This window comes from Kitasatospora sp. NPDC098663 (assembly GCF_044760075.1).
In the GTDB taxonomy this organism is placed as follows: Bacteria; Actinomycetota; Actinomycetes; order Streptomycetales; family Streptomycetaceae; genus Kitasatospora.
This window is the reverse complement of record NZ_JBIWAP010000028.1, coordinates 1-25,614: the sequence shown is the minus strand read 5'-3', so window position 1 is coordinate 25,614 and position 25,614 is coordinate 1. Positions and strand designations below refer to the sequence as shown.

The 25,614-nt window shown below is 72.5% G+C and carries 22 protein-coding genes and 1 pseudogene; 13 read left to right on the top strand and 10 right to left on the bottom strand.

The features are described 5' to 3' along the window. The first annotated feature begins 109 nt into the window (after positions 1 to 109). The 4 genes from ACIQVZ_RS27355 to ACIQVZ_RS27340 are packed head-to-tail and all read left to right on the top strand — an operon-like array spanning position 110 to position 2,855. Positions 110 to 250, top strand: coding sequence for a lasso RiPP family leader peptide-containing protein (locus ACIQVZ_RS27355; RefSeq protein WP_350878647.1), 141 nt, complete (start codon positions 110 to 112; stop codon positions 248 to 250). 11 nt (positions 251 to 261) lie between these two features. After that, entirely contained in the window at positions 262 to 2,094 is a 1,833-nt protein-coding gene (locus ACIQVZ_RS27350; protein ID WP_402453417.1) for an asparagine synthase-related protein, read from the top strand. Beyond that, on the top strand, positions 2,095 to 2,352 hold the full coding sequence (locus ACIQVZ_RS27345) for a lasso peptide biosynthesis PqqD family chaperone (RefSeq protein WP_350878644.1): 258 nt from the start codon (positions 2,095 to 2,097) through the stop codon (positions 2,350 to 2,352). Beyond that, positions 2,349 to 2,855, top strand: a complete 507-nt coding sequence (locus ACIQVZ_RS27340) for a lasso peptide biosynthesis B2 protein (protein WP_402453416.1) — start codon at positions 2,349 to 2,351, stop codon at positions 2,853 to 2,855. The genes ACIQVZ_RS27345 and ACIQVZ_RS27340 overlap by 4 nt, the downstream gene beginning before the upstream one ends. On the opposite strand, the gene ACIQVZ_RS27335 is transcribed toward ACIQVZ_RS27340, so the two are convergent. Then, entirely contained in the window at positions 2,827 to 3,561 is a 735-nt protein-coding gene (locus ACIQVZ_RS27335) for a DUF4232 domain-containing protein (RefSeq protein WP_402453415.1), read from the bottom strand. The genes ACIQVZ_RS27340 and ACIQVZ_RS27335 overlap by 29 nt on opposite strands. Before the next feature lie 501 nt (positions 3,562 to 4,062). Next, on the bottom strand, positions 4,063 to 5,745 hold the full coding sequence (locus ACIQVZ_RS27330; protein WP_402453414.1) for an FAD-dependent monooxygenase: 1,683 nt from the start codon (positions 5,743 to 5,745) through the stop codon (positions 4,063 to 4,065). 93 nt (positions 5,746 to 5,838) lie between these two features. On the opposite strand from ACIQVZ_RS27330, the gene ACIQVZ_RS27325 reads away from it, so the two are divergent. Together ACIQVZ_RS27325 and ACIQVZ_RS27320 are read left to right on the top strand one after the other, a co-directional pair. Next, on the top strand, positions 5,839 to 6,447 hold the full coding sequence (locus tag ACIQVZ_RS27325; RefSeq protein WP_402453412.1) for a TetR/AcrR family transcriptional regulator: 609 nt from the start codon (positions 5,839 to 5,841) through the stop codon (positions 6,445 to 6,447). Positions 6,448 to 6,704: 257 nt separating this feature from the next. Continuing rightward, on the top strand, positions 6,705 to 7,259 hold the full coding sequence (locus ACIQVZ_RS27320) for a hypothetical protein (RefSeq protein WP_402453410.1): 555 nt from the start codon (positions 6,705 to 6,707) through the stop codon (positions 7,257 to 7,259). Positions 7,260 to 7,405: 146 nt separating this feature from the next. Here ACIQVZ_RS27320 and ACIQVZ_RS27315 read toward each other — a convergent pair whose 3' ends face one another. Together ACIQVZ_RS27315 and ACIQVZ_RS27310 are read right to left on the bottom strand one after the other, a co-directional pair. Beyond that, the gene (locus ACIQVZ_RS27315; protein WP_402453408.1) at positions 7,406 to 8,125 is read right to left on the bottom strand and encodes a hypothetical protein; all 720 of its coding nucleotides are present in this window, start codon (positions 8,123 to 8,125) and stop codon (positions 7,406 to 7,408) included. Positions 8,126 to 8,322: 197 nt separating this feature from the next. After that, positions 8,323 to 8,838, bottom strand: a complete 516-nt coding sequence (locus ACIQVZ_RS27310) for an AAA family ATPase (RefSeq protein ID WP_402453406.1) — start codon at positions 8,836 to 8,838, stop codon at positions 8,323 to 8,325. Positions 8,839 to 9,153: 315 nt separating this feature from the next. Between ACIQVZ_RS27310 and ACIQVZ_RS27305 the strand changes: the two genes are divergently transcribed. From ACIQVZ_RS27305 to ACIQVZ_RS27295, 3 genes are all read left to right on the top strand, one after another. Further along, the gene (locus tag ACIQVZ_RS27305; RefSeq protein WP_402453405.1) at positions 9,154 to 10,374 is read left to right on the top strand and encodes a hypothetical protein; all 1,221 of its coding nucleotides are present in this window, start codon (positions 9,154 to 9,156) and stop codon (positions 10,372 to 10,374) included. A 178-nt stretch (positions 10,375 to 10,552) separates the two neighbouring features. Then, positions 10,553 to 12,310 carry an amidohydrolase gene (locus tag ACIQVZ_RS27300; protein WP_402453404.1) on the top strand — a complete coding sequence of 586 codons (1,758 nt, stop codon included), beginning with the start codon at positions 10,553 to 10,555 and terminating at the stop codon, positions 12,308 to 12,310. A gap of 28 nt (positions 12,311 to 12,338) precedes the next feature. After that, the gene (locus ACIQVZ_RS27295) at positions 12,339 to 13,115 is read left to right on the top strand and encodes a LuxR C-terminal-related transcriptional regulator (protein ID WP_350878631.1); all 777 of its coding nucleotides are present in this window, start codon (positions 12,339 to 12,341) and stop codon (positions 13,113 to 13,115) included. 157 nt (positions 13,116 to 13,272) lie between these two features. Here ACIQVZ_RS27295 and ACIQVZ_RS27290 read toward each other — a convergent pair whose 3' ends face one another. Together ACIQVZ_RS27290 and ACIQVZ_RS27285 are read right to left on the bottom strand one after the other, a co-directional pair. Beyond that, positions 13,273 to 14,220 (bottom strand): amidohydrolase family protein, encoded by a 948-nt coding sequence (locus ACIQVZ_RS27290; protein WP_402453401.1) that lies wholly within the window; start codon positions 14,218 to 14,220, stop codon positions 13,273 to 13,275. Between the two features lie 190 nt (positions 14,221 to 14,410). Further along, positions 14,411 to 15,028 carry a TetR/AcrR family transcriptional regulator C-terminal domain-containing protein gene (locus ACIQVZ_RS27285; RefSeq protein ID WP_402453400.1) on the bottom strand — a complete coding sequence of 206 codons (618 nt, stop codon included), beginning with the start codon at positions 15,026 to 15,028 and terminating at the stop codon, positions 14,411 to 14,413. Positions 15,029 to 15,094: 66 nt separating this feature from the next. Here ACIQVZ_RS27285 and ACIQVZ_RS27280 point away from each other — a divergent pair, with 66 nt between their 5' ends. Next, the gene (locus ACIQVZ_RS27280; RefSeq protein ID WP_402453398.1) at positions 15,095 to 16,357 is read left to right on the top strand and encodes a beta-ketoacyl-[acyl-carrier-protein] synthase family protein; all 1,263 of its coding nucleotides are present in this window, start codon (positions 15,095 to 15,097) and stop codon (positions 16,355 to 16,357) included. A 331-nt stretch (positions 16,358 to 16,688) separates the two neighbouring features. On the opposite strand, the pseudogene ACIQVZ_RS27275 reads toward ACIQVZ_RS27280, so the two are convergent. Together ACIQVZ_RS27275 and ACIQVZ_RS27270 are read right to left on the bottom strand one after the other, a co-directional pair. Then, positions 16,689 to 16,853 (bottom strand): annotated as a pseudogene (locus tag ACIQVZ_RS27275) (methyltransferase); the annotation flags it as partial. A gap of 229 nt (positions 16,854 to 17,082) precedes the next feature. Then, the gene (locus ACIQVZ_RS27270) at positions 17,083 to 17,286 is read right to left on the bottom strand and encodes a cold-shock protein (protein WP_184941582.1); all 204 of its coding nucleotides are present in this window, start codon (positions 17,284 to 17,286) and stop codon (positions 17,083 to 17,085) included. A gap of 982 nt (positions 17,287 to 18,268) precedes the next feature. Between ACIQVZ_RS27270 and ACIQVZ_RS27265 the strand changes: the two genes are divergently transcribed. After that, positions 18,269 to 20,371 (top strand): tetratricopeptide repeat protein, encoded by a 2,103-nt coding sequence (locus ACIQVZ_RS27265; protein ID WP_402453397.1) that lies wholly within the window; start codon positions 18,269 to 18,271, stop codon positions 20,369 to 20,371. Positions 20,372 to 20,541: 170 nt separating this feature from the next. Then, positions 20,542 to 21,579, top strand: a complete 1,038-nt coding sequence (locus tag ACIQVZ_RS27260) for an NAD-dependent epimerase/dehydratase family protein (RefSeq protein WP_402453396.1) — start codon at positions 20,542 to 20,544, stop codon at positions 21,577 to 21,579. A 150-nt stretch (positions 21,580 to 21,729) separates the two neighbouring features. Here ACIQVZ_RS27260 and ACIQVZ_RS27255 read toward each other — a convergent pair whose 3' ends face one another. Further along, the gene (locus ACIQVZ_RS27255) at positions 21,730 to 23,406 is read right to left on the bottom strand and encodes a phospholipase (RefSeq protein WP_402453394.1); all 1,677 of its coding nucleotides are present in this window, start codon (positions 23,404 to 23,406) and stop codon (positions 21,730 to 21,732) included. 392 nt (positions 23,407 to 23,798) lie between these two features. On the opposite strand from ACIQVZ_RS27255, the gene ACIQVZ_RS27250 reads away from it, so the two are divergent. Next, complete coding sequence (locus ACIQVZ_RS27250; protein WP_402453393.1) at positions 23,799 to 25,268, top strand: ISL3 family transposase; 1,470 nt, start codon at positions 23,799 to 23,801, stop codon at positions 25,266 to 25,268. Positions 25,269 to 25,375: 107 nt separating this feature from the next. Here ACIQVZ_RS27250 and ACIQVZ_RS27245 read toward each other — a convergent pair whose 3' ends face one another. Beyond that, positions 25,376 to 25,540, bottom strand: a complete 165-nt coding sequence (locus ACIQVZ_RS27245) for an ATP-binding protein (protein WP_402453392.1) — start codon at positions 25,538 to 25,540, stop codon at positions 25,376 to 25,378. Between the last annotated feature and the right edge of the window lie 74 nt (positions 25,541 to 25,614).

Below are 25,614 nucleotides of genomic sequence, written 5' to 3'. Positions count from 1 at the left end.
CCGGCCGAAGCCTCCGGCACCGCTTGTCCATCGGGGAGTCGGCAGAGAAGAGTTGTACTCGACCGGCCGGTGATCGCGTCCCATTCCTTGTGAACGAGAGGACATCGTCATGACCGACGTGTACGAGCCCCCGACGCTGGACGTGTACGAGCCCCCGATGCTGATCGAACTCGGCGACTTCGCGGACCTCACCCGGGGCTTCGACATCGGCAACCAGTCCGATGTCCACGGCTACTACCTCGCCCCCTGAGGAACCGGTCGATGAGCGGTCACCCGCGGACCTGGTTCGTGGTCCTTCCGGACACCGAAGCCGGGGCCGCGACGGCCGCGGTGTGGGGCACGGCCGAGTGCCGTGCCCTGCACCACCCCGGCGGGCGTCCCTGGATCCTCGGCCACTGGCCGGGCGACGAGCCGGTCACCGTCCAGGCCGGACCGGTCGCGCTGGCCGTGTTCGGCACCTCCGACGCCGACCCGCACCGCCTGCGCCGCCACGCCGAACGCGTTCGCGACCCGCGGGACGTGCTCGCCCTCGGGGGCGACCTCGCGGGCAGCTTCCACCTCCTTGCCACCGTGCACGGCACCGTGGCCGCGCGCGGCTCGCTGTCCGGACTGCGCCGTCTCCACCTGGCCGAGGTCGACGGCGTCCCCGTGCTGTCCGACCGGGCTGACGTCCTGGCCGCCGCGGCCGGCCTCAGCCCGTCCCCCGACCGGCTCGCCCTCAGGCTCGCCGACCCGCTGCCGCACCCCGTCGACGCGCTGCCCCTGTGGCCGGGAGTCACCGCCGTGCCGCCGAACCACGCGGCCGTGCTCGCCCCCGGGCGCCCCGCCCGCACCCTCGCCCACTGGCACCCGCCCGCCCCGCGGCGAACCCCGCCCGAAGCCGCGACGGTGCTCGGCCAGGCCCTGCACCGGGCTGTCGACACCCGGACCAGGGACGGCGGGCTGATCGCCGCCGACCTCTCCGGCGGGCTGGACTCCACACCCCTGTGCTTCCTGGCCGCCACCGGCCCGGCCGAACTGCTCACCGTCACCATCGGCTCCGTCGACCCCCACCACGAGGACGCCGCCTGGGCGCAGCGAGCCGCGCGCCACCTGCCCGGCCGGCGACTCGTGCTGCCGGCCGAGGACATCCCCGCGATGTTCGCGGACATCGACACACCCGGACCGCAGGGCGACGAACCGTTCGCCTGGACCCGGACCAGGGCCCGCGACGAAGCCGTCGCCCGGCTGCTCGCGACGCACGGCGCCCGGCTGCGGATCAGCGGCGAGGGCGGCGACGAGGTGCTGCAGGCCCTGCCCGCCTACCTGCGCACCGTCCTGCCACGGCACCCGGCCACCGCCGCCCGCCACCTGCGCGGACACCGGGCCCGTCTGCGCTGGACGCTGTCCGACGCCCTGAGCGCCCTCACCGACCCCCGGCCGTACCCGGCCTGGCTCGCCCGCGCCGCCGACCGCCTCACCCACCCCGACCCGCCGCGCACCACCCAACTGCTCGGCTGGGGGCTGGCACCCCGGCTGCCGCCCTGGGCCACCGCCAAGACCGCCGAACTGGTGCGCGAACAGCTGCGGGCCGCCCAGGGCTCCGAACCGCTGGCGCCGGAGCACTCCCAGCACCAGGCGCTGCGCATGGTCCGGCACAGCGCGGCGGCCATGCGGCAGCTGATCGACGCCACCGCCCGCGCGGGAACGCCGTACAGCGTGCCCTTCCTGGACGACCAGGTCCTGGACGCCTGCCTGGCGGCCGACCCCGCCACCCGCGGAACGCCCTTCGCGTACAAGCCGCTGCTCACCGCGGCCGTCGCGCCCGACGTGCCGGCCGACCTCCTCCGGCGTACCGGCAAGGGCGACTTCAGCCCGGACACCCACCAGGGGCTCGCCCGCCACCGCGCCGAACTCACCGCGCTCATCGACGACAGCGCTCTGGCCCGCGCCGGACTCGTCGACCCCGACGCCCTCCGGCAGGCCTGCCTCGGGCTGTACCCGCCCGGCACCTCCTACGCGGCCCTGGACGCGACGCTCGCCTGCGAGCACTGGCTGCGCGCCCACGGGACGAGCCCCCACCCCGCTTCCCCGACCACCGCCCAAGGAGCCTGAATGGCCACCCGGTTGCGCCCCGACGTGACGCTCACCGCGACCGACGACGGCGCCGTCGTCCTGGACGAACGCTCCGGCCGCTACTTCCAGTTGAACCGCACCGGGCTGCTCATCCTGCGGTCCCTGCTGGAGGGTCGGACCGCCGACGAGATCGCCGCCGACCTCGGCGGCCGGTTCCCGGTGACGGCGGCCCGGGCACGTTCCGACGTCGACCGGCTGCACGAGAGCCTGCGCACCGCCGGGCTGGTCACCGGATGAGCCTGCACGCGCACGCCTACCACGCGGGCCGGCCGCCCTGGCACCTGCGGCCGGCCGTGCTCGCGGCGATCGGCGCGGCGCGGCTGGTCGAACGGCTCCCGCCGGCCCGGATCCGTCGGCTGATGAGCGCACTGCGGCGCGGCGCCCGCCCCGCCGGTCGGGCCGAGGCGCTGGCCGCCCGGCAGGCCGTGGTGGCCCTCAGCATGCGCTGCGCCGGCCAGGGGTGTCTCCAACGCTCGATCGCCGCAGCGCTGTTGTGCCGCGCGCGCGGTACCTGGCCGACCTGGCGCACGGGCGTTCGAACCGCCCCGTTCCGCGCCCACGCGTGGATCGAGGCCGACGGCGAACCCGTCGACGAGCCCGCCGAACTCGCCCACTTCCACCCGCTGATCACCGTCGCACCGGAACACTGTCGCACCGGAACACCGACCGGGCCCGTGAGCGACGGGCACCCCCGTGGTGGTGGTGCCGGGGTTACTTGCCGGCGGCTGCCATGGAGGTGACGGCCTCGGCGATGGTGGCGCGGTAGTTGCCCATGTGGGGGTTGAGGACGCGGGTGTCGGGGGTGAGCGGGAAGTTGTGGGTGGCGGCGAGGGGCATGTTGGTGTCGTCCTGGTCGGCGAGGACGTTGATCTCGTTGATGTCGGGGGTGGTGCCGGTGGTGGCGTTGGTGGGGTTGAGGTCGATGACGACGTAGGCGTTCTGGCCTGCGGGGACGGGGAAGCGCAGGGTGCCGCTGGCGAGTACGGGCCGGATGTTGTTGCTCTGGTCGCGGGCGGTGGAGTTGCCGAGGTTGACGCCGGGGGAGGAGCTGAGGCTGCAGGCCTTGGCGCCGGTGTTCTGGACGTCGATGACGCGTTGGCCGGGTGCTCCGGGGCGGGTGGTGACGTGGATGGAGAGGTTGCCGATGTCGCAGGGGGCGGCGTCGGTGGGGGCGTTGCCGGCGCTGGGCCGGGTGCTGGTGGAGGCGGACGACGTGTGGGGTGCGCTCGTGGGGGCGTGTGACGCGGCCGCGGTGGCGGGTGCGGTCGGTGACCCCGCCGCGGGGGCCGCGCCCGTGGGGGCGGGTGCGACGGCCGCGGTGGTGGAGGAGGTCTTCGGGCCGGCGGCCTGGTCGGCGTTGTCGGGCCCGCAGGCGGTCAGGACGAGTCCGGCGCCGACGGCGAGGACGGTGGTGACGAGCAGCGGGCGACGGCGGCGGACGGACATGGTGGCTCCTCGATGGCGGTGCGTGCTGGCTTGCCGGACACCCACCATGACGGTCGGTCAGTGACTTTTGGTGGCACGCGCGGCGTCACAATCACCAGGACATCGCGAGGACCGGACTGTGACAATCCATCGGGGAGCTGCGGGTTGACACGGCGCGCCTCGGGCCGGTCAGAGCCAGCCGTTCTGGGCGGCCTTGATGCCGGCCTGGCGGCCCACACCACCTTCTCGTACTACTCCTTCGGGTCCACCCCGGTGAAGCACGTCACCGGCGCCTCCATCAACGGCACCCTCGACTCGCACCCCAACAGCGAGTACAAGGCCCTGCGCTACAAGAACATCGTCGACGACGTCCAGACCCGGGCCACGAAGGCCGGCGTGTACCACCCGTCCCCGCAGACCTTCTACGAAGGCGACAACTCGGGTTCCACGCTGGGCTCGGCGAAGTTCGGCAATCCGGGCTGGACCCCGCTGGTCGGCGACTGCCCGAGAACCTACGGAGCGTCACCATTCCGCAGGAGCTCCAGGAGCTGGACCAGAACCGGTTCTTTTGTGAACAAATCCACCCAACGCCCGTCGCGTGGCGGTGGCGAGGACCGTGACGGGGTCCGGGGCGGCGTGGGCGGTGCGCCAGGCGATCACGTGGTCGGGGCGGACCAGCAGGGCGCCGTGGTCGCCGGTGCCGCAGGTGTCGGCGGGCCGTTCCGTTGCCGGGGTGTTCCGGCGGGGCAGGAGTGCCGTGTCGAGGAAGGCGTTGTGCGGATCCAGCTCGCGTGCGGCCCGGATCCAGGGGTGTCCTTCGGGTCCGGCGAGGACCAGGTAGCGGCCGTCGCGGACCAGGTCGAGCGTGGAGCGGGGCCGGTCCGCGCCGGGGAGGGGCAGGTGCGGCAGCCGGGTGCCGGGCTCGCCGTGCCAGCGTTCCGGCTCGTCGGCCGCCGGGAGGGCGGCGGCCGGGTCGTCGCCGGGCATGGGGTAGCGGTAGCCGATGGCCACGGCCGCCTCGCTGAGCAGCGGGCGGTCCTCGATCGGGGCCCGGGCGCGGTCGCGGGCGCGCAGGAGTGCCTGGTCCACGGTGATCCGGCCCACTGCGCGGCGCTCGGTTTCGTAGTCGTCCAGCAGCCGCGCGTCGGCGTGGCCGCGCAGGACCGAGACGAGTTTGGTGGTGAGGTTCCAGGCGTCCTGGATGCCGGTGTTGGCGCCGAATCCGCCGGTCGGCGGGGTGACGTGGGCCGCGTCGCCGAGCAGGAAGACGCGGCCGGCGCGGTAGGAGTCGGCCAGCCAGCCGCCCATCTGCCAGGGCCGGTGTCCGGTGAGCGTGAAGTGCGACGGCGCCAGGCCGAGCGCGCGCGAGACGATGGCGCGGCAGCGCTGGACGTCGAACGCGGCTGGATCCGTGGTGTCGGGGTCGTAGGTCACCGACACCGTCCCGCGGTCCTGTGCCGTGTTCCAGCTCAGGAACGCGTGCTCGGGCGGGCCGGTGAAGGCCAGGGCGAGCCGGCGGCCGTCGAGCACCTGGCGCAGGTCGGCTTCGAAGCCGATCTCCATGACGTGCGCGACCACCTCGGTGCCGCTGCGGCCGATGCCCAGGTGCTCGCGGACGCCGCTGCCGTTCCCGTCCGCGGCCAGCAGGTAGTCGGCGGTGATGGTGTAGGTGGCGCCGTCGGCGCCGCGGATCCGGGCCACGGTGTGGTCGTCGTGGTGGCGCAGTTCGAGAAGGCGGTGGCCGAGGCGCAGGTCGGCGCCGGCCGCAAGGGCGTGAGCGCGGACGACCTCCTCCAGGTCGGCCTGTTTGACGAAGGCGCTGGGGCAGGGCGAGAGGCGGCTGAAGTCCGCCGCGGCCGGTAGCCGCCAGCGCCGCAGCTCGGGGCCGTTGAGCGAGGCGACCACCGCGGCGTGGTCGGCCGGTGGGAGTCCGTGCTGGACGGCGTAGACGTCCTGGTCGGCCCCGACCGAGCGGTAGGCCTCCATTGTTCGCGGATAGAACAGCTTGGCGCGCAGCCTGGTCGAGACCGCGGAGTGCTTCTCGACGAGGACGGGGGTGATGCCCCGGGCCGCGAGGAACAGGGCGGCCGACGCCCCGACGATGCTGCCGCCCACGATCAGGACGGGGACGCGTGCGGGCGGTGGCGTCGGGGCGGCAGCGGACTGGCTGCCGGCCTCGGTGGCGGGAGCGATGGGACCGGGCATGGACATGGACCCCTCCAAAGGAAACAGAACAGCTCTGTTCCATTATTGCCAGCTGCCGACCCTCTAACGCAACAGGGCTGTATCGTTACCGGCGTGACCACGGAACTCCCCGGCCGCCGCGGCGGCCGGCAGCGCGACCCCGCCACCGACACGGCCATCATCGAGGCGGTCCTCGGCATGGTCGCCTCGGGCGCCACCCTCACCGGCCTGTCGCTGGTGACCATCGCCAAGCAGGCCGGGGTCTCGCGCAACAGCGTCTACCGGCGCTGGAAGACCAAGGACGAGCTCTACCTCGACGTGCTGGAGGCGATCAACGAACCGCGGCCCCTGCCGGCTGGCGCGGACACACGCGCCGACCTCGCGGTCCTTCTCCAGGCCCTGGCCGAGCGCGTCGTCGACGAGCGGGCCAGCAGCATGCTGCGCGCTCTCAACGCCGAGGCCGCAACCTTTCCGCGGCTGCACAGCCGTTACTTCGAGGAGATCGTCACTCCCCGCCGCAGCGCCATGAACCAGGTCCTGCGACGCGGCGTGGAGCGAGGAGAGATCCGCCCCGACATCGACCTCGACCTGGTCTCCGAACTCCTCGTCTCCCCCCTCCTCGCCCGCATGGCATCGGGCAGCACCGACCGGCTGGACCCGGAACAGGTAAGCCGGAGGATCATTGACCTCGTCCTCGACGGTGCGGCGCCCGCGCCGAGCTGAGGAGAGGAGCGGACTGGGCCGCGGCCTCCGTCGCGCCGGCACCGCCAGCACGCCGGCACCGCCACCACGCGCGCATGGGCGCGCCCGTCCGGCACCGCGCCGCTCACCGGCATCGGGTGCCGCCGGGCCCGGGCGAGGCATTGCGCGCCAACTGCCTTGCTGACATCCTCAGTTGGCCGCGCCGGTCCCGGCGGTCGGGCAGACCCTGCACCACGGGCGCGGCTCGTGCGGCTCGTACGGCAACTACGGGAGGCGGCGTGTGGGGTGTGACGGCGCGGGTGGCGGTGCGTGTGGTGGCGGGGATGCTGGCGGTGGTGCTCCTGACCGGGGCGGTGTGGCTGGCCTGGTGGCTGAGCGCGGAGCGGATGGGCGCGGCCATGGGGCTGGGCCCGCCGGACGGCGTGGTGCTGGTGGACCGCTGTTACGAGGTGTCCGACAGCGAGGGCAACAGCGACGGCACCGACTGCCAGGGGCGGTTCACGCCGGCCGGCGCCTCCGCGGACGAGGCCCGCCCGATCGTGGTGAACGGCACGAACGGCAAGCACCGGGCCGGCACCCGGCTTGCGGTGCGGCTGGTGCGGGGAGTGGCCTACGAGCCGTCGTCGGCGCCCGCCGTGAAGTACGGCATCGGCGCGGGCATGGTCCTTGTCATGGGCGCGGTGCCGGCGGGCTGGCTGCTGGTCGGAGTCCGGCGTGGCCAGGCCCCGGAGTTCATGACCCTGCTGGTCGGCCTCCTCATCGGGCTCACGACCGTGGCGGTCCTGGGTATCGCCGTCAGCTTGCTCGCAGGCCTTGTCGAACTGGTCCTCTGAGTGGGGCCGGCGGGTGCCCCGTGCCGCCGGAGGCCGGGCCCGCGCCCCGGTGATCGGTGCCCCGTCGGCTCGTTCTCCTCGGAGGCCATGGCGCGCGGGCGGTGGTCATTCCCCTCGCGTACGGGGCCGGGCCGTCGCCGCGGTGCTCACCTGATGATGTCGCCGTCCGGCACGTCCCGGACGGTGACCTCCTTGGCCTGCCGGCCCAGGATCTTGGCCACGACGTCACCGATCCCCTTCGCGTCGCCCGTCGGCTCGGGGACCGACCCGTCGGTGTACCGCTCGATGGCCTTCCGAAGGTACGAGGGGTTCCAGGCCCCGACGGCCCCGCTGACGTCGACGGCCGCCACCCGTCGGCTCCCGACGGCACGCCTGATGGCCGGCAGGACCTCGTCCGAGTAGTACTTCCCCGGGACCTGGAACAGGCTGACATGGCCGCCGACCTTGCCGCCGTCCCGCAGGTAGACGGTGACGACCAGGCAGCTGGTCACCGAGGGGTAGGTGATCGTCCCGTGCGGACCCACCTCGCCGACCTCGCCCTCCGTGATCGAGAGGGTGGTGGCGGGCGCACCGGCCTGCCGGACCACGGCCACCGGGCCGGCCGCAGCGCCGAACCCGGTGAGGTCCTCGGTCCCGACAGCCCCGCCGAACGCGGCCCTGACGGCCCTGGCGGAGTCAACGGAGTCAACGGAGTCGACGGAGTCGATCGCCTCGGTGGGGGCCGGGCCGTGCGCCGGCCCGCCGGCACTCGACCAACCGGCCGGCCCTCCGTCGCCCCCGCCTGCCGCGCAGGCCGCCAACACCAGTGCCGCGCCGACGGCCAGCCCGATCCTTCCCACGCACCGCTCGGACACCACGAACCTCATGACCCCACACCCCACGAATCCGGTCTGCACACACCCGCGCACGCACGCGGCGACACATGCTCCCGAGTACGAACGATCTCGTCAACCCAACCCAACTCCAACCCCAAGACCCGACGGCCGCCGGAAGGGGGCCACTGGTGCCGGTCGCCGTGGTCGACCCGTCCGGGGAAGGGGAGCCGGCTCCGATCGTCGCCAGGTCAGGTGTTGGCCGAGTCGGTGATCCACCGCAGGACGTCCTCGGCGACCTCCATCGGGGCGCGGCCGGAGCTGGTGAAGGCCGTGGGGACGAGTTCGCGCAGTTCGTCGGCGTCCCGGAGGGCTTCCTCGACCTGCTCCGCGCTCCAGCCGCGGGCGGCCAAACGCACGCGGCGGTCGTGGTCCGCGCAGTCCAGCCGTGCCCAGACGACCTCCGGGGCGTCCGGCACATCGGCCGCGGCAGCCTCCCACTCGGCCGGGGTGAGGGGGCAGGACACCAGGACGGGTCCGCCTCCCCGCGCGAGCATGCCTGCGATCCGCACCCACAGGCGGTTGTAGTCGGGCCAGCTGCCGGACGCGTCCGGGGAGGTGATGTCGATACCGAGCAACCGGCCGTCGTCGTCGGGCAGTTCGTCGAAGTCGACCACCGTGACGGACCGTTCCCGCAGTCGGCCCAGAAGTGTCGACTTGCCCGCCCCCGGTGCCCCGGTGATCAACCGCACCACAGACCTGACCATGACGATTCCGGCCCCGCTTCCGTCGATGACCGGCACCCCGGATCCCGAGTGCCCAGCCGACCATAGCGGGACACCTGCCCTTCGTCCCCCAGGATCCGGCCGGGCGCGCCGCCCTTCGGTGCCGCAACATCCGTGTTCTGTCGGCGAGTTCGCGTCGATCCGGCGACGAACCGGTCGGGGGCAAATCGCCGATCGGGCTGCGCCTCCCGGCCGGGCTGACGGAGACTGGTGCGCGGCACGGGGGCGGGGAAGCGGCGTGCCATCGGCTCGGCGGTGCCTCCGTGACGTCAACGAGAGACAGGAGCTGCACATCCCATGAGCAAGCGCACCTCTCGCACAGTCGCGGCGGCCGTCGCCGCCGCCACGGCCGCGGCCCTGGCCGTGGGTTCGGCACCGGCTGCGGTCGCCAACCCCTACCCCGGGGGTATCTCGGTGGGGTCGCCGCCCATCGAGCCCGGCACCTACTCCAGTGAGCTCAAGGCCGCCAACGGCAACGGGGACAGCGTCTCCTTCGTCATCGTGGGGGACCTCACCCGTGGCGAGAACATCAGGACGTACATGCTCCTCTGGAGGGCGGACTGGTCGACGGAATCACTCGCGCTGCTGCCGGGGGATGCCGGCGGTAGTCCGGTCGGGATCAACAACGCCCGTACCGTGGTGGGGACTTCCGCCGCACAGGTCGGGGGCCGGCAGCACGCGGTGCGATGGACTTCCCCGTCCACGCCGACCGAAATGCCTCCGCTGCCCGGCGACACGACGGCGGCCCCTGCCGCGATCGGTGACAACGGCACCGCGGTGGGGTCCTCCTGGGGCGAGGCGGGCGAGGCGGCCGCGAAACACGCCGTCGCGTGGCCGGCGAGCGGTGCACCCGTCGTCCTGCCGCCGTTGCCGGGTGACACCGAGAGCGAGGCCGTCGCCGTCAACAGTTCGGGTACGGCGGTCGGCTACTCGTACCCGGCCGGCGGTCCCGCCTCCCGTCGGGCGGTGGCGTGGAGCCCCGATGGGACCGTCACCGCGCTCGACGTGCCGGCGGGCTACGTGACCAGCAGCGCGGCCCGCATCACCGACTCCGGTGTCGTGATCGGGGCCGGCCGGCCGGGCGGTGAGCCGAGCGTGGACCACGCCCTCGTCTGGAACGCCGCCGGCGCCGTCTCCGACCTGGGGGCGGGCAGCCAGGCGACGGCCGTGAACAACGCGGGCACGGTGGTGGGCGGCGTGGGAGGACAGGCAGCGCGCTGGGCCGTCGACGGCACGCCTCTGCCGCTCGCGCCGACCACGCTCACGAGCGTCGCCACCGGTATCAACGACCAGGGCGTCATCGTCGGGTACACCAGCGACCCTTGGCCGGCCCGCGCCCAGCTCCGCGCGCGGCGCTGGAACCCCGACGGGTCCGTCATCGCGCTTCCCGAGTGGTCGAAGGACTTCCCGTACGCCATGCCGCTCTTCGTCACCGACAGCGGAATCGTCCTGGGTGAACTCCTCCTTCGAGGCCTCGCGGGCTACGGCAAGCCGTTGACCATGCGCTGGACCATGTAGCTTGCACGGCCCGGTGCCGTCCTGACCTGACCCGACCGCGGTGGGGCGTCACCCCGCTACCGGGGGAGCGCGTATCGGTGGGATGACCGATGTGCGAGGGGCGGGTGCGCGGACATAGTCCTCGGGAGAGCATTCCCGGGCGGCCGTGATGCGCCCGGTCTTCGAAAGGGGCCATTCTGTGCACACGTATGCGGACCTGGTGTTTCTCGACGGGCAGGTGGTCACGGTCGACGCGGAGTTCTCCGTCGCCTCGGCCCTGGCGGTGACCGGCGGGCTCATCAGTGCCGTCGGCGGGCGCGACGACGTCGCACCGCTCATCGGACCGGGCACCCGGGTCGTCGATCTGCGGAGGGCGACGCTGCTTCCCGGTATCAACGACTCGCATCTGCACGGATGTGCCTTCGGCATGGCGTCGCCGCCGCTCTCCCTCCACCTCGGCCACCCCACCGTGTCCTCTCTCGCGGACGTGGCCGAGGCGGTGCGGGAGGCCGTCGGCCGAGCCCCGGGCGGGCAGTGGATCACGGGGCACGGCTGGGACACCGGCTACCTCGACGAGTGCGTCGCCGATCCGGCGCGGATGCCCTCGCGGCGCGACCTCGACGCCGTGAGCCCGGACCACCCGGTCGTCCTGTACTCCTTCTCCGGGCACGCCACCTGGGTCAACTCCAAGGCGCTGGAGCTGATCGGGATCGACCGGCACACCGCCGCGCCGCCCGGCGGGGCCATCGTCGTGGACGAGGCGGGGGAGCCCACCGGACTGCTCCACGAGGGCGCCCAGGACCTCGTCCAGAACGCGCTGCCGGCGCTCAGCCGACAGGAACGGACCGACGCGGTCAGGTCGGCCCTCGCCACGCTCGCCCGGCTCGGCGTGACCAGCTACACCGAGCCCGGGCTCGGCCCCGGCGGCGACGGCATCATGCGGGGCGCGCTCGGCACGGAGACCCTCGACGTCTACCGCCGGCTGCTGGCCGACGGTGAACTGACCGCCCGCGTCGGCGTCCTGCTCCTGCCCACCGGAATGGCCAGTACCACCGAGGAGTTCACCCGCGGCCTCGCCGTGCTCACGGCCCTCGGCGAACCCGGCGAACCCCTCGAACCTGCCGCCCCTGCCGCCCCCGCCGCCCCCATCGGCGCCGATCCACGCCGCCTCGCGATCCACGGCGTCAAGGTCTTCGCCGACGGTGTCGTGCCCAACAAGACGGCCTGGATGCACGAGCCGTACGTCGGCGGCGGCTGCGGTTCGCTGTGCGTCGGCGGCCGCAGCGACACCGAGCGCAGCGCCGAGATCGCCGCCATCATCCGCCACGCCCACGCCGCCGGGCACCAGTTGGGCGTCCACGTCACCGGTGACCGGGCCATCGACACCGTCGCGGACGCCTTCGCCGCGGCCATGGCCGAGCACCCGCGGCCCGACGCCCGCCACTACGTCATCCACGGCGACTTCCTCACCGCGTACAGCATGAAGGCGCTGGCCGCGCACGGCTTCGGCGTCAACATGAACCCCACCATCAAGTGGACCGTCGCCGACATGGAGGAGGACTTCGTCGGCGCCGAGCGGGCCGCCTACGCCTGGCCCTACCGGGACGCCATCGACGCCGGGGTGCGGGTCGCGAGCGGGTCGGACGCCCCGGTCACGTTCCCGGACTGGCGCCAGGGCGTGGCGACCATGGTGCTGCGCGAGTCGAAGGCCGACGGCCGGGTCAGCGGTCCCGAGCAGCGCATCGGCCTGGCCGAGGCGATCCGCACCTACACCATCGACGCGGCCTGGCAGGACTTCGCCGACGACTGGAAGGGCTCCCTGGAGGTGGGCAAGGTCGCCGACCTCTGTGTGCTGGACGGGGACCTGCTCGCCGCCGATGCCCACGACATCCCGGCGATGCCCGTCGTCCTGACCGTCGTGGACGGGCGGATCGTGCACGACACCCTGCGCGATTGACGCGACCCGGGCACATGATCATCCTTGGATGATGGCAACACGGCGCGGCGGTGCGGACATCCTGGAGGCGGCCCTGCGCGTGCGCGAGGCCGCCAGGAGCGCCACGAGCGGTGCGGGCGGCGTCGACGCGGTCCTGGCGGCGCTGTCGGAGGTGGTGGAGTACGACCACGCCTCCCTGACCGGGTGGGATCCGCTGCGCCGGCGCCACACCACCCTGGCCGGGAGCTACCCGGACGACGCCACGGCCTACATCGAGACCCGTCTGCACCGCGACCCGGTGTTCCCGGTGCTCCGCAGGCCGGCCCGGGGCGCCCTGTGGCTCGGGGACGTTCCCGGGCAACTCCTGGCGGCATCCCCGGGCTTCCGGGAGGTGCTGCGTCCCCTCGGCATCGAGGACGGCGTGGCCCAGTGCCTCTTCGCCGCCGACGGCCGGTACGTCGGCATGCTGAACGTCAGCACCCGCCGGCCTCGGCGCGCGCCCGATCCGGCGCGCGCCGTGGTCACCCTCCTCACCGAGGCCCTCGCCGCCGCCGTCACCGCCCACGCGGGCCCGCCGCCCGAGGCGTTCGCCGCGTCCGGCCCGGCCGCGAACGCACCCCGGCCCGGCGGGCTCTCGCCGCGCGAACTCCAGGTGCTGGCCGAACTGACCGCCGGCCGCACCAACCGGCAGATCGCCGGGCGCCTGCACATCACGCCCCGCACCGTCGGAACCCACATCGAGCACATCCTCGCCAAGCTCGACGTGCCCAACCGCGCGGCCGCGGCCGCCCGGGCCGCCGCCTGGGGCATCGGCCCCGCCCGCTGACCCGGACCCACCGGGTGAAGACCGCCCCGACCAGCGCCACGAAGCCGAGAGCCGCCATCGCCTGGATCGCGGTGCTGGTCTTCGGCGAAGGGGATGGGTGGAGAACCCGTGCTGGCGCCGCGTCAGCCACCGCCACCTGGAAGGGCGACGTCAAGTCTCAGATGTTGAATAGGCGTTCAGCGTTGGTGTGCGCGATCTTGTCGCGGTCCTCGGGGCTGAGCGGAGCGGTTTGCAGGAACGTGGCGTGTTGGACGGGGTCTCCGAAGGGATAGTCCGTGGAGAACATCAGCCGGTCGGCTCCGAACACCGTCAGCGCACATTGCAGGGGAGCGACGGTGGTGTATCCGCTGATCGTGAGGTGGACGTGGGAGCGCACCGTGTCGGCGACGGACTCGCGCCCCGGCCGCAGACGGCTGAGGACCTCGTCGGCACGCAGCAGGGAGAACGGCAGGTTCTCCCCCATGTGCCCGACAACGACCTGCAGACGCGGGTGCCGGTCGAACACACCGCCCAGCACCATGCGCAGGACGTGCATCCCGGTCTCGGCGTGCCAGCCCCACCCTGCTGTCATCAACAACGCAGCGACAGCCGGGTCGAGACCTGCTCCATATGCCTTGATGACAGCAGCCGGCGGATATGTCGGGTGCAGGTATACGGGGACCCCGAGCTCCTCCGCCGCCGCGAGGACCGGTTCGAACTCGGCGCTGTCGAGGAATCGGCCACTGGTATGGCCATTGATGATGACTCCGCAGAACCCCAGATCGCGCACCGCACGGAAGGCTTCGGCTGCGGCGGCTTCAGGGACGGGCATGGGCAGACTCGCCAGCGCGCGGAATCGCCCCGGGTACTGCCGGATCGCCTCTGCCGCCCGGTCGTTCAGCGCCCGCGCCAGGTCAACCGCACGCGGACGAGGTACTTCCTGAGCGGCCGGAGCGACCACCGACAGCACCTGGACATCGATGCCGGCCGCATCCATGACCGCTATCCGACCCGCGCCGAGATCCGCCAACGGGCCCGCCGCGGCGGGTGGCAGGCCATACCCGGCCATCACCTCCTTTCCGTGCTCGGACGGCAGGAAGTGCTCTTCAACGGCGATCAGTCGCATGCGTTCCTCGTTTCCTCGACGGCGGCGGCCGCGCAGGCCCGCGCAGGCCGGCGCCGGTTCGCGCACCGAGTATCCGGATCGGCCCGGATCGGTCGCAACAAGTCCGCGGGCGCGTGCCGGATACCGCGCGAGAGAGAGTCGGGATGCATGGAATCCATCGACTCCGTCGCCACAGGCCCGTTCGACCGGGCTAGCCGTGCTCGGGTTCGTCGTGGATGGTCAGTGCTCCGGCGAGGTCGAGGTCGGCGACGGTGCCGTGTGCCCCGGCGCGGACGAGCAGCACTGCGCCGAGCGCGGTGCTCCAGAACGTCCTGGCTTCCACGTCGAGCGGTCGACGGACGCTCCAGCCGCGACCGTCGATGAGCTGGCTCACGAAGCGCTCGGATTGCCGGAACAGCAACTGGAGGTGCCGGTCGACGACGGGGGAGAGTTCGGGCTTGGAGATCCCGGCGGCGAGTGCCCGCGCGACCGACGGGAGCGAGGGCATGGCCAGGACGGCGCGGGCGATGTTGCGCCGAAAGGTCGTCGCATCGGGGGCCTGGCGGCCGATGCGCTCGATCCGTCGGGCGTCGTGCAGCAAGCCGAGAAAGGCGGCGTGCACGAGCAGCGAGTCCTTGGAGCCGAAGTAGTAGGTGACCTGGTTGGGGAAGGCGCTTGCCGCGTTCGCGATCTCCGCGACGCTCACCTCGGCCCCGGGCCGCTCCTTGCACAGCCGTGCGGTTGCCTCGATCAGCTGGCGTCTCGTCGCGCGACCGCGGTCACGCGACCGGGCCGGCGTTGGTCGGGCTTCGGTTCGCTTCTTCTCCACACCGTAATTGTATGTGATACAACTTGGACCGTTCGCTTGTATCGCATACAAGAAAGGTTGAAGGGCATGCACAGGACCGAAGTCGTCATCACCGGACTCGGCGCGATCACCCCACTCGGCGCAGACGTGGAGTCCACTTGGAAAGCCCTGCTCGCCGGCCGGTCGGGCATCCGCGGCGGCGCCCTGCGCGGCCACGAGGACACCGGCCTTCCCGACACCGCCGCAGGAACGATGGCGATCGACCCCGCCGAGTCGCTGCCGCCGGTGCAGGCCAGGCGGCTCGACCGCTCGCAGCAGGCAGCCTTCATCGCAGCGGCCGAAGCCTGGGCCGACGCCGGCGCCCCGCAGGTGGACCAGGACCGGCTCGCGTCAGCGATCGGCACGGGCATCGGGGGCGTACGGACACTGCTGAAGGAAGACGACGTACTGGAGACGGCCGGGACGCGGCGCGTCTCGCCACGCACGGTACCGATGCTCATGCCCAACGCGGCAGCGGCGCTGATCAGCATCGAATACGGCGCACGGGCCGGGGCCTACACCCCTGTCTCGGCATGCTCCTCCGGCGCCGAGGCGATCGCCCTGGGGGCCAGACTCATCCGCGCCGGCGAAGCCGACGTGGTCATCGCGGGCGGCACCGAGGCCGCGATCACCCCGATCACCGTCGCCGGCTTCGCCCAGGCACAAGCACTCTCACGGCACACCGCCGACCCCGCCTCAGCCTCCCGCCCCTTCGCCGCGGACCGCAGCGGATTCGTCCTCAGCGAAGGCGCCGCCGTCCTGGTACTCGAAAGCGCCGAGCACGCCGGCCGCCGACACGCACACGTCCACGCCGTACTCGCAGGAGCCGGCATCGCCGCCGACGCCCACCACATCACGGCACCCGCCCCCGACGGCTTCGGCCAGGTCGCCGCCATGCGCAAGGCCCTCACCCAAGCCGGTTTGACTCCCGAACAGATCAGCCACCTCAACGCCCACGCCACCGGGACTCCGGCCGGCGACATCGCCGAGGCACACGCGATCAGGGAGGTCTTCGGCCGCGCCACCGTGACAGCCCCCAAGGCGGCACTCGGTCATCTCTTCGGCGCGGCCGGTGCGATCGAGGCGCTCATCGCCGTCCTCAGCGTGGAGCACGGCGTCATCCCGCCGACCCGCAACCTCACCGGGGTTGGCGTCGGACCCGACATCGATCTCGATGTCGTCACAGCGCGACGAGATGTCCCCCAGGAGGCCGTGCTCAGCAATTCATTCGGTTTCGGCGGACAGAACGTCTCACTCATCGTCACCCGCGCACGACCCCGAACGTCCCGTACGGCCTCGACGACACCATGACCACGCGGGCCCACCACTGTCCGTTAGAGGGCCGCCACCGATTGATCGAACGTCGAAGGACTCGTCCGATCGCGCATGTCACCGCAGAGCTGGGGATTTCCCGAGCAACGGCGCCGAAGCGGGTGAACCGGCCCCGGCGACACGGCGAACACCATCAGCCGAGCACGACGCCAGCCGACGTGGTCCGGACATCCTGGCAGCGTGACGGTCACGGATGAGCGGCCCGCCTCTCTTCCCCGGCCGGGGGCCTGGCCTGCAAGCAGCAGGGGCGGGCACAGTGATATCAACGCAACTGGGCCAAACGGGTCACGTGCGACAAGCGCAAGCTGTGGACCACGTTGTCGCCGACGATCAGGCTGCCCGGCCGGGTCAGCCGCAGGGCCCACTCCGGGTACTCCGGATCGGACGGCTTGTCGGCGTCGATGAAGACCAGATCGAACGGCTCCCGGCCCTCCTCCTGCATCTCCTTCGCCAGCAGCGGCAGGGTCCGCGCCGCCAGGCAGGCCCTCGCGCACCTGGACGACGCCGTCGAGCCTGGCGCGGGCACGCCTACGCTCCCGCGCGGCCCTGGCCCCGACCGCGCGGATCGTGGCCGTGCGTGGCCGCGTATGTGAGGACCGACATCACCCGTTGCGTGCCGCCGCCGGCGGTGATGTCGGAGTACGGTCATCCGAGCATGACGAGCGCCCCGCACCAGACCGGTACGGGGCGTCGTGCTGAGAAAGTCAGGCGGGGCGGATGTGCTCGGCCTGGGGGCCCTTCTGGCCCTGGGTGACGTCGAAGGTCACCTTCTGGCCCTCCTGGAGCTCACGGAAGCCCTGCGCGTCGATGTTGGAGTAGTGGGCGAAGACGTCGGCGCCGCCGCCGTCCTGCTCGATGAAACCGAAGCCCTTTTCGGCGTTGAACCACTTCACGGTGCCGGTGGCCATGTGCTGCTCCCTGGTCGGGGACGGGATACGCGCTGGTGCGTACCCCTGGGGTTGAGGTGATCGCCCTGGTCCTCCGACTGCTGGTGTTGCTGCACTTCGGATCCACGACTGCTTACTCAGACCGTACCCACGACAGCAGAGATCATGCAGCCGCTCGCCCGGGCCGGCGAGGGGGAGCGGTTTCCCGGCGCGTCCCCGTTCAACGGACTGACCGGCCTCGGTGGCCGCCCGTCGCGGGGGACGGACAGCGCGGCACCCTGACGACCGCCACCCGGGCCCGCGACCTCGGCCGCGTCCGATCCGTCTGGTACCGCAGCCCCTCCACGTACGGGCCCCGGCCGGGATGGACGGGCAGGACGCGGCGTTCTGCCGGGCCCGGGCCCACTGGGGAGTCGGCGCCGTCTACAAGCCGCTGTGGCACAGCCCGTACCGGGGAGAGGACGGCCGAGCCGCGCAGGCGTGGGTGTCCGAGGTGGGGCCGCAGAAGATCACCGGGGCGGTCGCGGCCTGCCCCCACCTGTTCCAGGCCAGCGTGGACAAGGCGTACGACGTGCGCCTCACCGCCGTCGGGACCCAGGTGTTCGCGGTCCGGATCGACAGCCCCGACCTCGACTGGCGCCGCCGGCAGAACCGCTCTTTGATTAGCGGAGTCCCCAATTCCTTGACAGTTCATGCGAATTATCACCACCATTGGCGGTGGTCGCCGCGAGTCCCGGCCGACCGCCCCCACACGCACCGAAGGAGACAGACATGCGGAAGATGACGACCCGTAAGTCCGGCACCGTCGCACTGACCGGCAACGCCCGCCGGCTCTGGTTGGAGTGGTGCTGGTAACTCCGGCGCACCACTGACACCGGTGGTGCGCCAGGGCGCTCGGAGTGCCCTGGCGCGCCACCGGTCAGCCGAGGTCCCGGAGCGACGGCCCGCACGGGCCCGTCGACACGGGAAGGACCCGTCGACACGAGAAGGGGATGAGTCGAGCATGCGGCACGTCTGGCTGGAAGCACCGCTGCCCCGGGACCGGTGCGCGGCGGCCGCCGGAGCCGACGGGCTCCTGGGCTCCTTCGACTGCCGGGTCTGGCAGCGCGGACCCTACGGCGGGGTCGGCGAGTTCGTCCGCCGTCTCGTCCTCGACCAGGGGCAATCCCCGCTGGTGGTCCGGCATCAGGTCGAACTCATATGCGCAGTGAGGGACTTGAGGCCGACGATGCCGTGGGCCGCCGAGGCGGTCGCGGCCCTGGACGCCGCGGACGTCCAGATCAGGTTCCATCCGGCCCGGCGCACCCGCTGTCTCGCCTACGGGATAGCCGAGTTCGTCGCGGCCTGGTCGGAGGGGCTCCGGTCGCCGGCCGCCGTCGTGCTCGACCGGGTGGACCAGGCGGACGCCACCACCGTCGAACTCGTCGACACCCTGCTACGACGCGTCGACCCGTCTCGGCTGAGGCTGTACGTCGGCGGCGCCTCGCTGCCCGCCGCGCTCAAGGAGGCCGTCGCCGAGTGCTCCCGGCCCCTCACCACCGGCCCGCCCCGACCGGCCACCGAGCACGTCACCGCGCTCCACGATCCCACCGCGGTCCACGACCCGACCGCGGTCCACGATCCCACCGCGCACCACGGCCCGACCGCGCACCACGACCCCGCCTGGCACGACGAGCGCGCCGACGAACTGGCCGCGACCGGCGAGTGGTCCTGGCAGCTGGGCGCGATCCCCTACCACCGCGAGCGCGGCACCCGCCCGGCCACCGACGGCGTCGAAGCGTTGCGCACCGCGCTCGGCCTGGCCCTGCACAGCGGCTTCTACGAGCACGCCGTCCGGCTCGCCGGGCGCGGCCTGCCGCTGGTCACCCCGGCGGGGGACACGCGGAACTGGTGGGCCTTCACCACCATGCTGGCCACCGCTCTGACCGCCCTGGACCGCCCGGCCGAGGCGCTCGCGCTCTACGACCACGCCCGGCAGGTCACCGACGAGCCGAGGATCCACCTGTCCGCGGCCTACTCCACCGCCATGCTCCACGCCCGCCACCTGCCGTCGCCCGACCGGGACCTCACGGTCGCCCGCACCTGGCTGGACCGCGCCCTCACACTCGCCGGACAGCTCGACGACCCGCGCGAACGCACCGTCACCACCGTCTTCCACCGCCAGGGCCTGGCCCTGCTGGACAGCCGTGCCGGCGACCACCCGGCGGCGCTGCGGACGGTCGAGGACGGTATCGCGAAGCTCGCCGAGACCCTGGCACCCGGCGAACGCCCCCAGGACCGCGCCCGGCTGGTGCACAACCGGGCCCAGCTGCACCTCGCGCTGGGCGATCCGGCCCGGGCGCTCGCCGACCTCGACACGGTGATCGCGCAGGACCCGCAGAACGCGGAGTACTACGTCGACCGGGCCACCCTCCACCGGGCCACCGGACGGCCGGACGACGCGATCGCCGACTACGACACCGCGATCCGCCTCGGCCCGCATCTCCCCGAGGCGTACTACAACCGCGCCGAGACCCACACCGACCTGGGCCGGCCGGAGGCGGCCCTGGCCGACCTGGACCGGACCCTGCGCATTGACCCCGGCCACCTCGACGCACTGGTCAACCGGGCCGGCCTGTACCTGGACGACGGTGAACTCGACCTCGCCGAACGCGACGCACACGCGGGCCTGGGCCGGTCGCCCGGCCAGCCGCACCTGCTCTGCGTGCTCGGTCTGGTCGAGTCCGAACGCGGGCGGCTCCCCGAGGCCGAGGCCCTGCTCACCCGGGCCGTCGAGCACGCCCCCGACCTGCCGACCGCCTGGGCCAACCGCGCGACGATCCGCTTCGAGCGCGGCGACACCCCCGGTGCCATCGCCGATCTGGACCGCGCCATCGCCCTGGACCCCGATCCCGTCGCCCTCTACAACCGGGGGCTGGCCCACCGCGGGCTCGGCAACCGGGCCGCCGCCGCCGAGGACTTCACCCGCGCACTCGCCGCCGACCCCGGCCCGGACCTCGAACTGCGCGCCGAGCTGCTCCGGGAACTGGCCTCCTGCACCTCGCCCGCGCCGGGCTCTCCTCTCCCCGCCCCCGGACCGTCCCCAAGCGATCCCCCCTGCCGCTGACCACCCCCCCGCAGTGCGGCGACGAGTTCGCCCACGGACACGGCACGCGTCACCGCCGCTGCCACGGCTACGGCCCGGCCCGGTCCGGGACTCGGCCACTCAGCGGGACCGGGAGAACCCGCCGGATGCCGCACGGTTCTGCGGCACGGCCTCCGGGGCACGATCGTCACATGCGAATCCTCGTTCTCGGCGGGTCGGTGTTCCTCGGCCGCGCCTTCGTCACGGAGGCCCTGGCCCGGGGCCACGAGGTCACCGTGTTCAACCGAGGCCGTTCCGGACCCGACCTGCCGGGCACCGTGACGGTGCGCGGCGACCGCCACAATGCCGGTGACCTGGCCGTGCTGGTCGAGCGGGCGCCGGGCCCCGACCGGGCCTGGGAGGCGGTGATCGACACCAGCGGCCAGCAGCCGCACGCCGTCGCCACCTCGGCCCGGTTGCTGCGCGAGCACGCGAGCCACTACGTCTTCGTCTCCTCGGTCCACGCCTTCGCCCGATGGCCCGACCGGCCGGTCGACGAGGGCTCGCCGCTGCACGACTGCCCGGCCGACTCGCCGCCCGGCCTGCCGTTCAGCACCGCGCTCAAGGCGGGCTGCGAGCGGGCGGTGCTCGAACAGTTCGGCGCCGAGCGATCGACCGTCCTCAACTGCGGTCTGCTGATCGGCCCGCACGAGAGCATCGGGCGGCTGCCCTGGTGGTTGGAGCGGACGGCGCGCGGCGGGCGCGTGCTGGCCCCCGGCAGGCCGGACCTGCCGATCCAACTGGTCGATGCCCGGGACTTCGCCGCCTTCGGGCTGGACCTGGGGGCACGCGGCGTCGGCGGCCGGTTCGTGACCACCTCGCTGCCGGGGTCGAGCACCTACGGCGAACTGCTCACGGCCTGTGCGGCGGCCAGCGGTTCGAACGCCGAACTCGTCTGGGTTGAGGACCAGCGGCTGCGCGCGGCCGGCGTCCGGCCGTGGAGCGAACTCCCACTCTGGTACCCGGAGTTCGATGACAACGGGAGCGCCGGCGCGATCTGGCGGGCGGACTCCCGGGCGGCCGCGGCGGCCGGGCTGCGCTGTCGCCCGCTCGCCGAGACGGTGCATGACACCTGGGCCTGGCTGCAGGAACGCGGCCCGCGCGAGGAGCCCTACACCCAGGGCCTACAGGGCGACGTGCTCGGTATCGATCCCCAGAAGGAGCGCCGGATCCTGGCGGGCGAACTCTGACGGCGAACTCTGACGGCGAACCCGAGAACGGGCACCCGGTGCCGAGAACGGACACCGGGCACCTCGCTACGACGTCGGCAGGACCGCCCGGCGCCCCGAGGTGCTGAGACGCCGGCGGCCCCGGAAGATCCTGACGGACGGAGAACGCGCTCAGTTCGGGCAGATGCCGCGGGTGTAGTCGACCGTGGCGGCGGCCTGCGAGTAGCGCCACTCGGGGGCCAGCAGGTTCGCGTCGAGCTGGGCGGCCGCGTCCGGGCTCTCCACCAGGTAGCCGAAGTCCTGCAGCCAGGCGGGGTAGAGGTTCTTCGAGCCGACGAAGAACGCCGAGCCGTCGACCGCGACGACCTTGTGGTGCAGTGCGTACGGGTGACCGTCGGCCCAGGTCGCGGTCGGCGCCGCGCGGAAGGAGGCGAGCTGGAGGTTCCGGCACATGGTGGCCTTCGCACCGGACGCGTCGCCGGTCCGGGCCGCCAGCCGGGCCTGGAGCGCGTCGCTGATCTCGGAGAGGGATTTGATCTGCGAGTAGCCGCCGCTGCCGACCGTGCCGCGGTTGGCCGGGTCGCTCACCACGATGCGCACCTTCACGCCGGCGGTGAGCTTGGCGGCGAGCAGGTCGTAGAGGCGCAGGTCGTAGCGCGGCAGCGGCGGGCAGGTGCCGTTCAGGTCCTGCTGGGAGATCTCGATGTGGCTGGTGGCGCCGGCCACCAGGGCCCGGAGCGCGCTCTCCTCGGGGTTGACCGTCTCGTAGTCGCGGTCGCCGTTGGTGTTGTCGTGCAGGGCGACCAGGCCGCACTTGGCGTCGGCGGCGGCCGGCAGGTCCGGCTGGTAGGTGGAGGCCGGGTCTGCGCTTCGGATGCCGACGCCGAGGCCGCCGATCGCGATCACCGGCAGGTTGCCGGTGGCCGGCACGGGGCCGGGGTTGGCGTCCTTCTCCAGGTTCGGCAGGCAGGGCGCGCCGTTGCTGGAGGCGAACCAGGCACTCGACAGCACTCCGGTGTTCTTGCAGGTCCAGCCCCACAGGGTGTCGAGGTAGGAGCCGGCCGAGGCGGCGGCGGGGCCGGTCAGCGCGAGGTCGACGTCGGACACCGGGTGGGTGGTGTCGATGTAGTCGTCCTTCCAGTTGTTGATGCCGCCGGTGATCACGCTGCGGCCGTCCACCACCAGCAGCTTGGAGTGGTTCCAGGACAGGGCGGTTTTCGAGGTGGTCATCGAGGCGACGTTCAGCGTGACGCCGGCGGCCGCCGGGCCGAGCCGGGCCAGCAGGTCGTCCCGGTAACCGGTCGGCAGCGCGGTGATGTTGTAGAGGGGGGCAGCCCCCACCAGGACCCGCACGGTCAGCTTGTTGCCCGCCGCCACCGAGGCCTTCAGGCCCGAGACGATCGCGTCCTGGAACGCGCCGTTGGGGAACGGCGCGAGGGTGGAGATGTCGACGGTGCGGGTCGCGCCGGCGATGTTCGCCGTCATCTTGGCCAGCAGCTTGTCGGTGCCGGCCCGGTCGGTGCAGTTCGGGTCGCCCCAGCAGTTCGGGGTCTGCAGCAGCCAGCCGGCCGGGTCACCGGCGGGGGCGTCCAGGTTGTTGCCGCCGGTGCGCTGCCAGACCGTCCCCTCCAGGCCGGGCGATACCTGACGCAGCATCTGCTCGACGGGGTCCAGGTGCGGGGTGCCGGTGGCGGCAGGCGCCGCCGGGGCGGGTATCCGCGTGTCGGCGGAGGCGGAGGCGAAGGCGGGTGCGGCGGGCAGTGCTGTCAGCGCTGTGCCGAGGGTGAGGGCGGCGGTGAGCGTGGTGCGGGCGGAGCGGCTGAGGCGGGGGGACGGGCGACGGGGCACGGGCAATCCTTCAAGAAGTGGCAATGTTCACCTGAAAGGCCCCTTAAAAATACCTGATAGTAACTTGAAGATGTGTCAGGGGCCTGTCGGGATCAGCCCGCTGGGGCTACCGGCCCGGCTGCGCCGAGATCGCTCGTCGTCGGCAGGTGTCCGGAGACGGGGAGGAATTCGGTTCTGGCCCAAGTTGTGGGCTCTGTCGCTGATTGAGGGGTGCGTGCCGACCGTGCTCGGGTGGTGGGCATGACCTGGGCGTGATGGATGCGGTGCGTGTGGCAGACCTTCTCTTCCCGGGGATCGGGGTGGAGGTTGAGGAGATGGTTCTCGGGGAAGACGAGGTTCGTCTCGCGGTGCGGTCGGTGGCGGCGTCGGCCGTCTGTCCGGGGTGAGGGCGGATGTCGTCGCGGCTGCACTGCTACTACCGGCGGCGTCTTGCGGACCGTCCGGTGGCGGGTCTGCGGGTGCGGCTGGACCTGAGGGCGCGTCGTCTCGTGTGCGGGAACGACCGGTGCGGGCGGCGGACGTTCGCCGAGCAGATCCCGGCCCTGACGTCCCGCCACGCGCGTCGCACGACCGCGCTCACCGCTCAGCTCACCGACATCGCCCTCTTTCTGGGCGGACGGGCCGGAGCCCGGATCTCCGGTCGTCTGGCCATGACTACGTGCCGGGACACCCTACTCCGTCTCATCCGCGCACTGCCCGTCCCGTCGTCGGGCCTCGTCCCGCGTCTGGGAGTGGACGAGTTCGCCGTTCGCCGTGGTCGCACCTACGCGACGGTCCTCGTGGACATGGACACCCACCGCCCGATCGACGTCCTGGCCGATCGCACCGCGAACACCTTCGCCACCTGGCTGCGCGACCACCCCGAAGTGCGGACGATCTGCCGAGACCGAGCCGGATCCTTCCGCGACGGTGCCCGAACAGGCGCGCCACAGGCCCAACAGGTCGCCGACGCCTGGCACCTGCTGCACAACCTCGCCGAGGCCGTGGAGCGCGTCGTCGGCCGCCACCGCGCCGACCTGCGCGAACCCCTCGCCCTCGCAGAAGAGCAGGACGACATGCCCCGTTCCGGGGCTGCCGGCTCGAACGAGCTGGACGCCCACGGCCAGGCACGTCCCCTGGTCGCCCGCACCCGCGAGCGTCACCAGCAGATCCACGAACGCATCGAGCGCGGCGACAGCCTGCGTGCCATCGCCCGGGAACTCCACCTCAGCCGCGGCACCGTCCTGCGCTTCGCCCGAGCCGCCGACGTGGAGCAACTCCTCGTCGCAGCGACCAACCGCCCCAGCGTGATCGACGACTACCGGCGCTACTTGCACCACCGATGGATGGAAGGCTGCACCAACGCCTCCGCACTCACCCGCGAGATCCAGCAACTGGGCTACCGCGGTGACGTCAACACCGTTCAGCGCCATCTGCGGCTCTACCGAACCGGAGCGATCCCGGTACAGGCCCCGCTGCCCCACCTGACCGTCCGCCGCGTCACCGACTGGATCATGCGCCGACCCGAGCGGCTCGACGACACCGAACGCAAGTGCCTCGACGAGCTGTGCGAACGCAACCCGGCCCTGGCCACGACCACCCAGTACGCCCGGCGTCTGGCCACCATGGTCCGCGAACGCCGCAGCGAGCACCTGGCCCTCGACGTCTGGCTCGCCGACGTCCGCCTCGACGGACAACCAGAACTCCGCACCCTGGCCGGCGGCACCCGACGCGACCACGCAGCCGTTCTCGCAGCCCTGAACACCACGCTCACCTCGGGAGCAGTCGAGGGCAACGTGACCAGGATCAAGCTCCTGAAGAGGCAGATGTACGGCCGGGCCAACTTCGACCTCCTACGCCGCCGCATCCTCCTATCACCATGACCAACCAACCAAGACCCCTCAATCAGCGACAGAGCCCGGAAAGTGATCCAGAATCTGAAATCGGGCTGGTCTGATCGGTTCAATCGTGGGCCATCGTGCGGTCTTGTTCAGTCGTTGTCGGTGGTGCGGGTGCGGCCGAGTTCGCGGCCTCGCATGCGGTAGGACTCGCCCTTGAGGGAGTGGACCTCGGCGTGGTGGACGAGTCGGTCGATCATGGCGGCGGCGACGGTCTCGTCGCCGAAGGTTTCTCCCCAGCGATCTGGGGCTGGCACATGTTCCTTTTCGTGGATCGCCGCTGCCACCGGCCCGTATCCATCTTCCGTGGTCCTCGTTGGTCTTCGTGGTG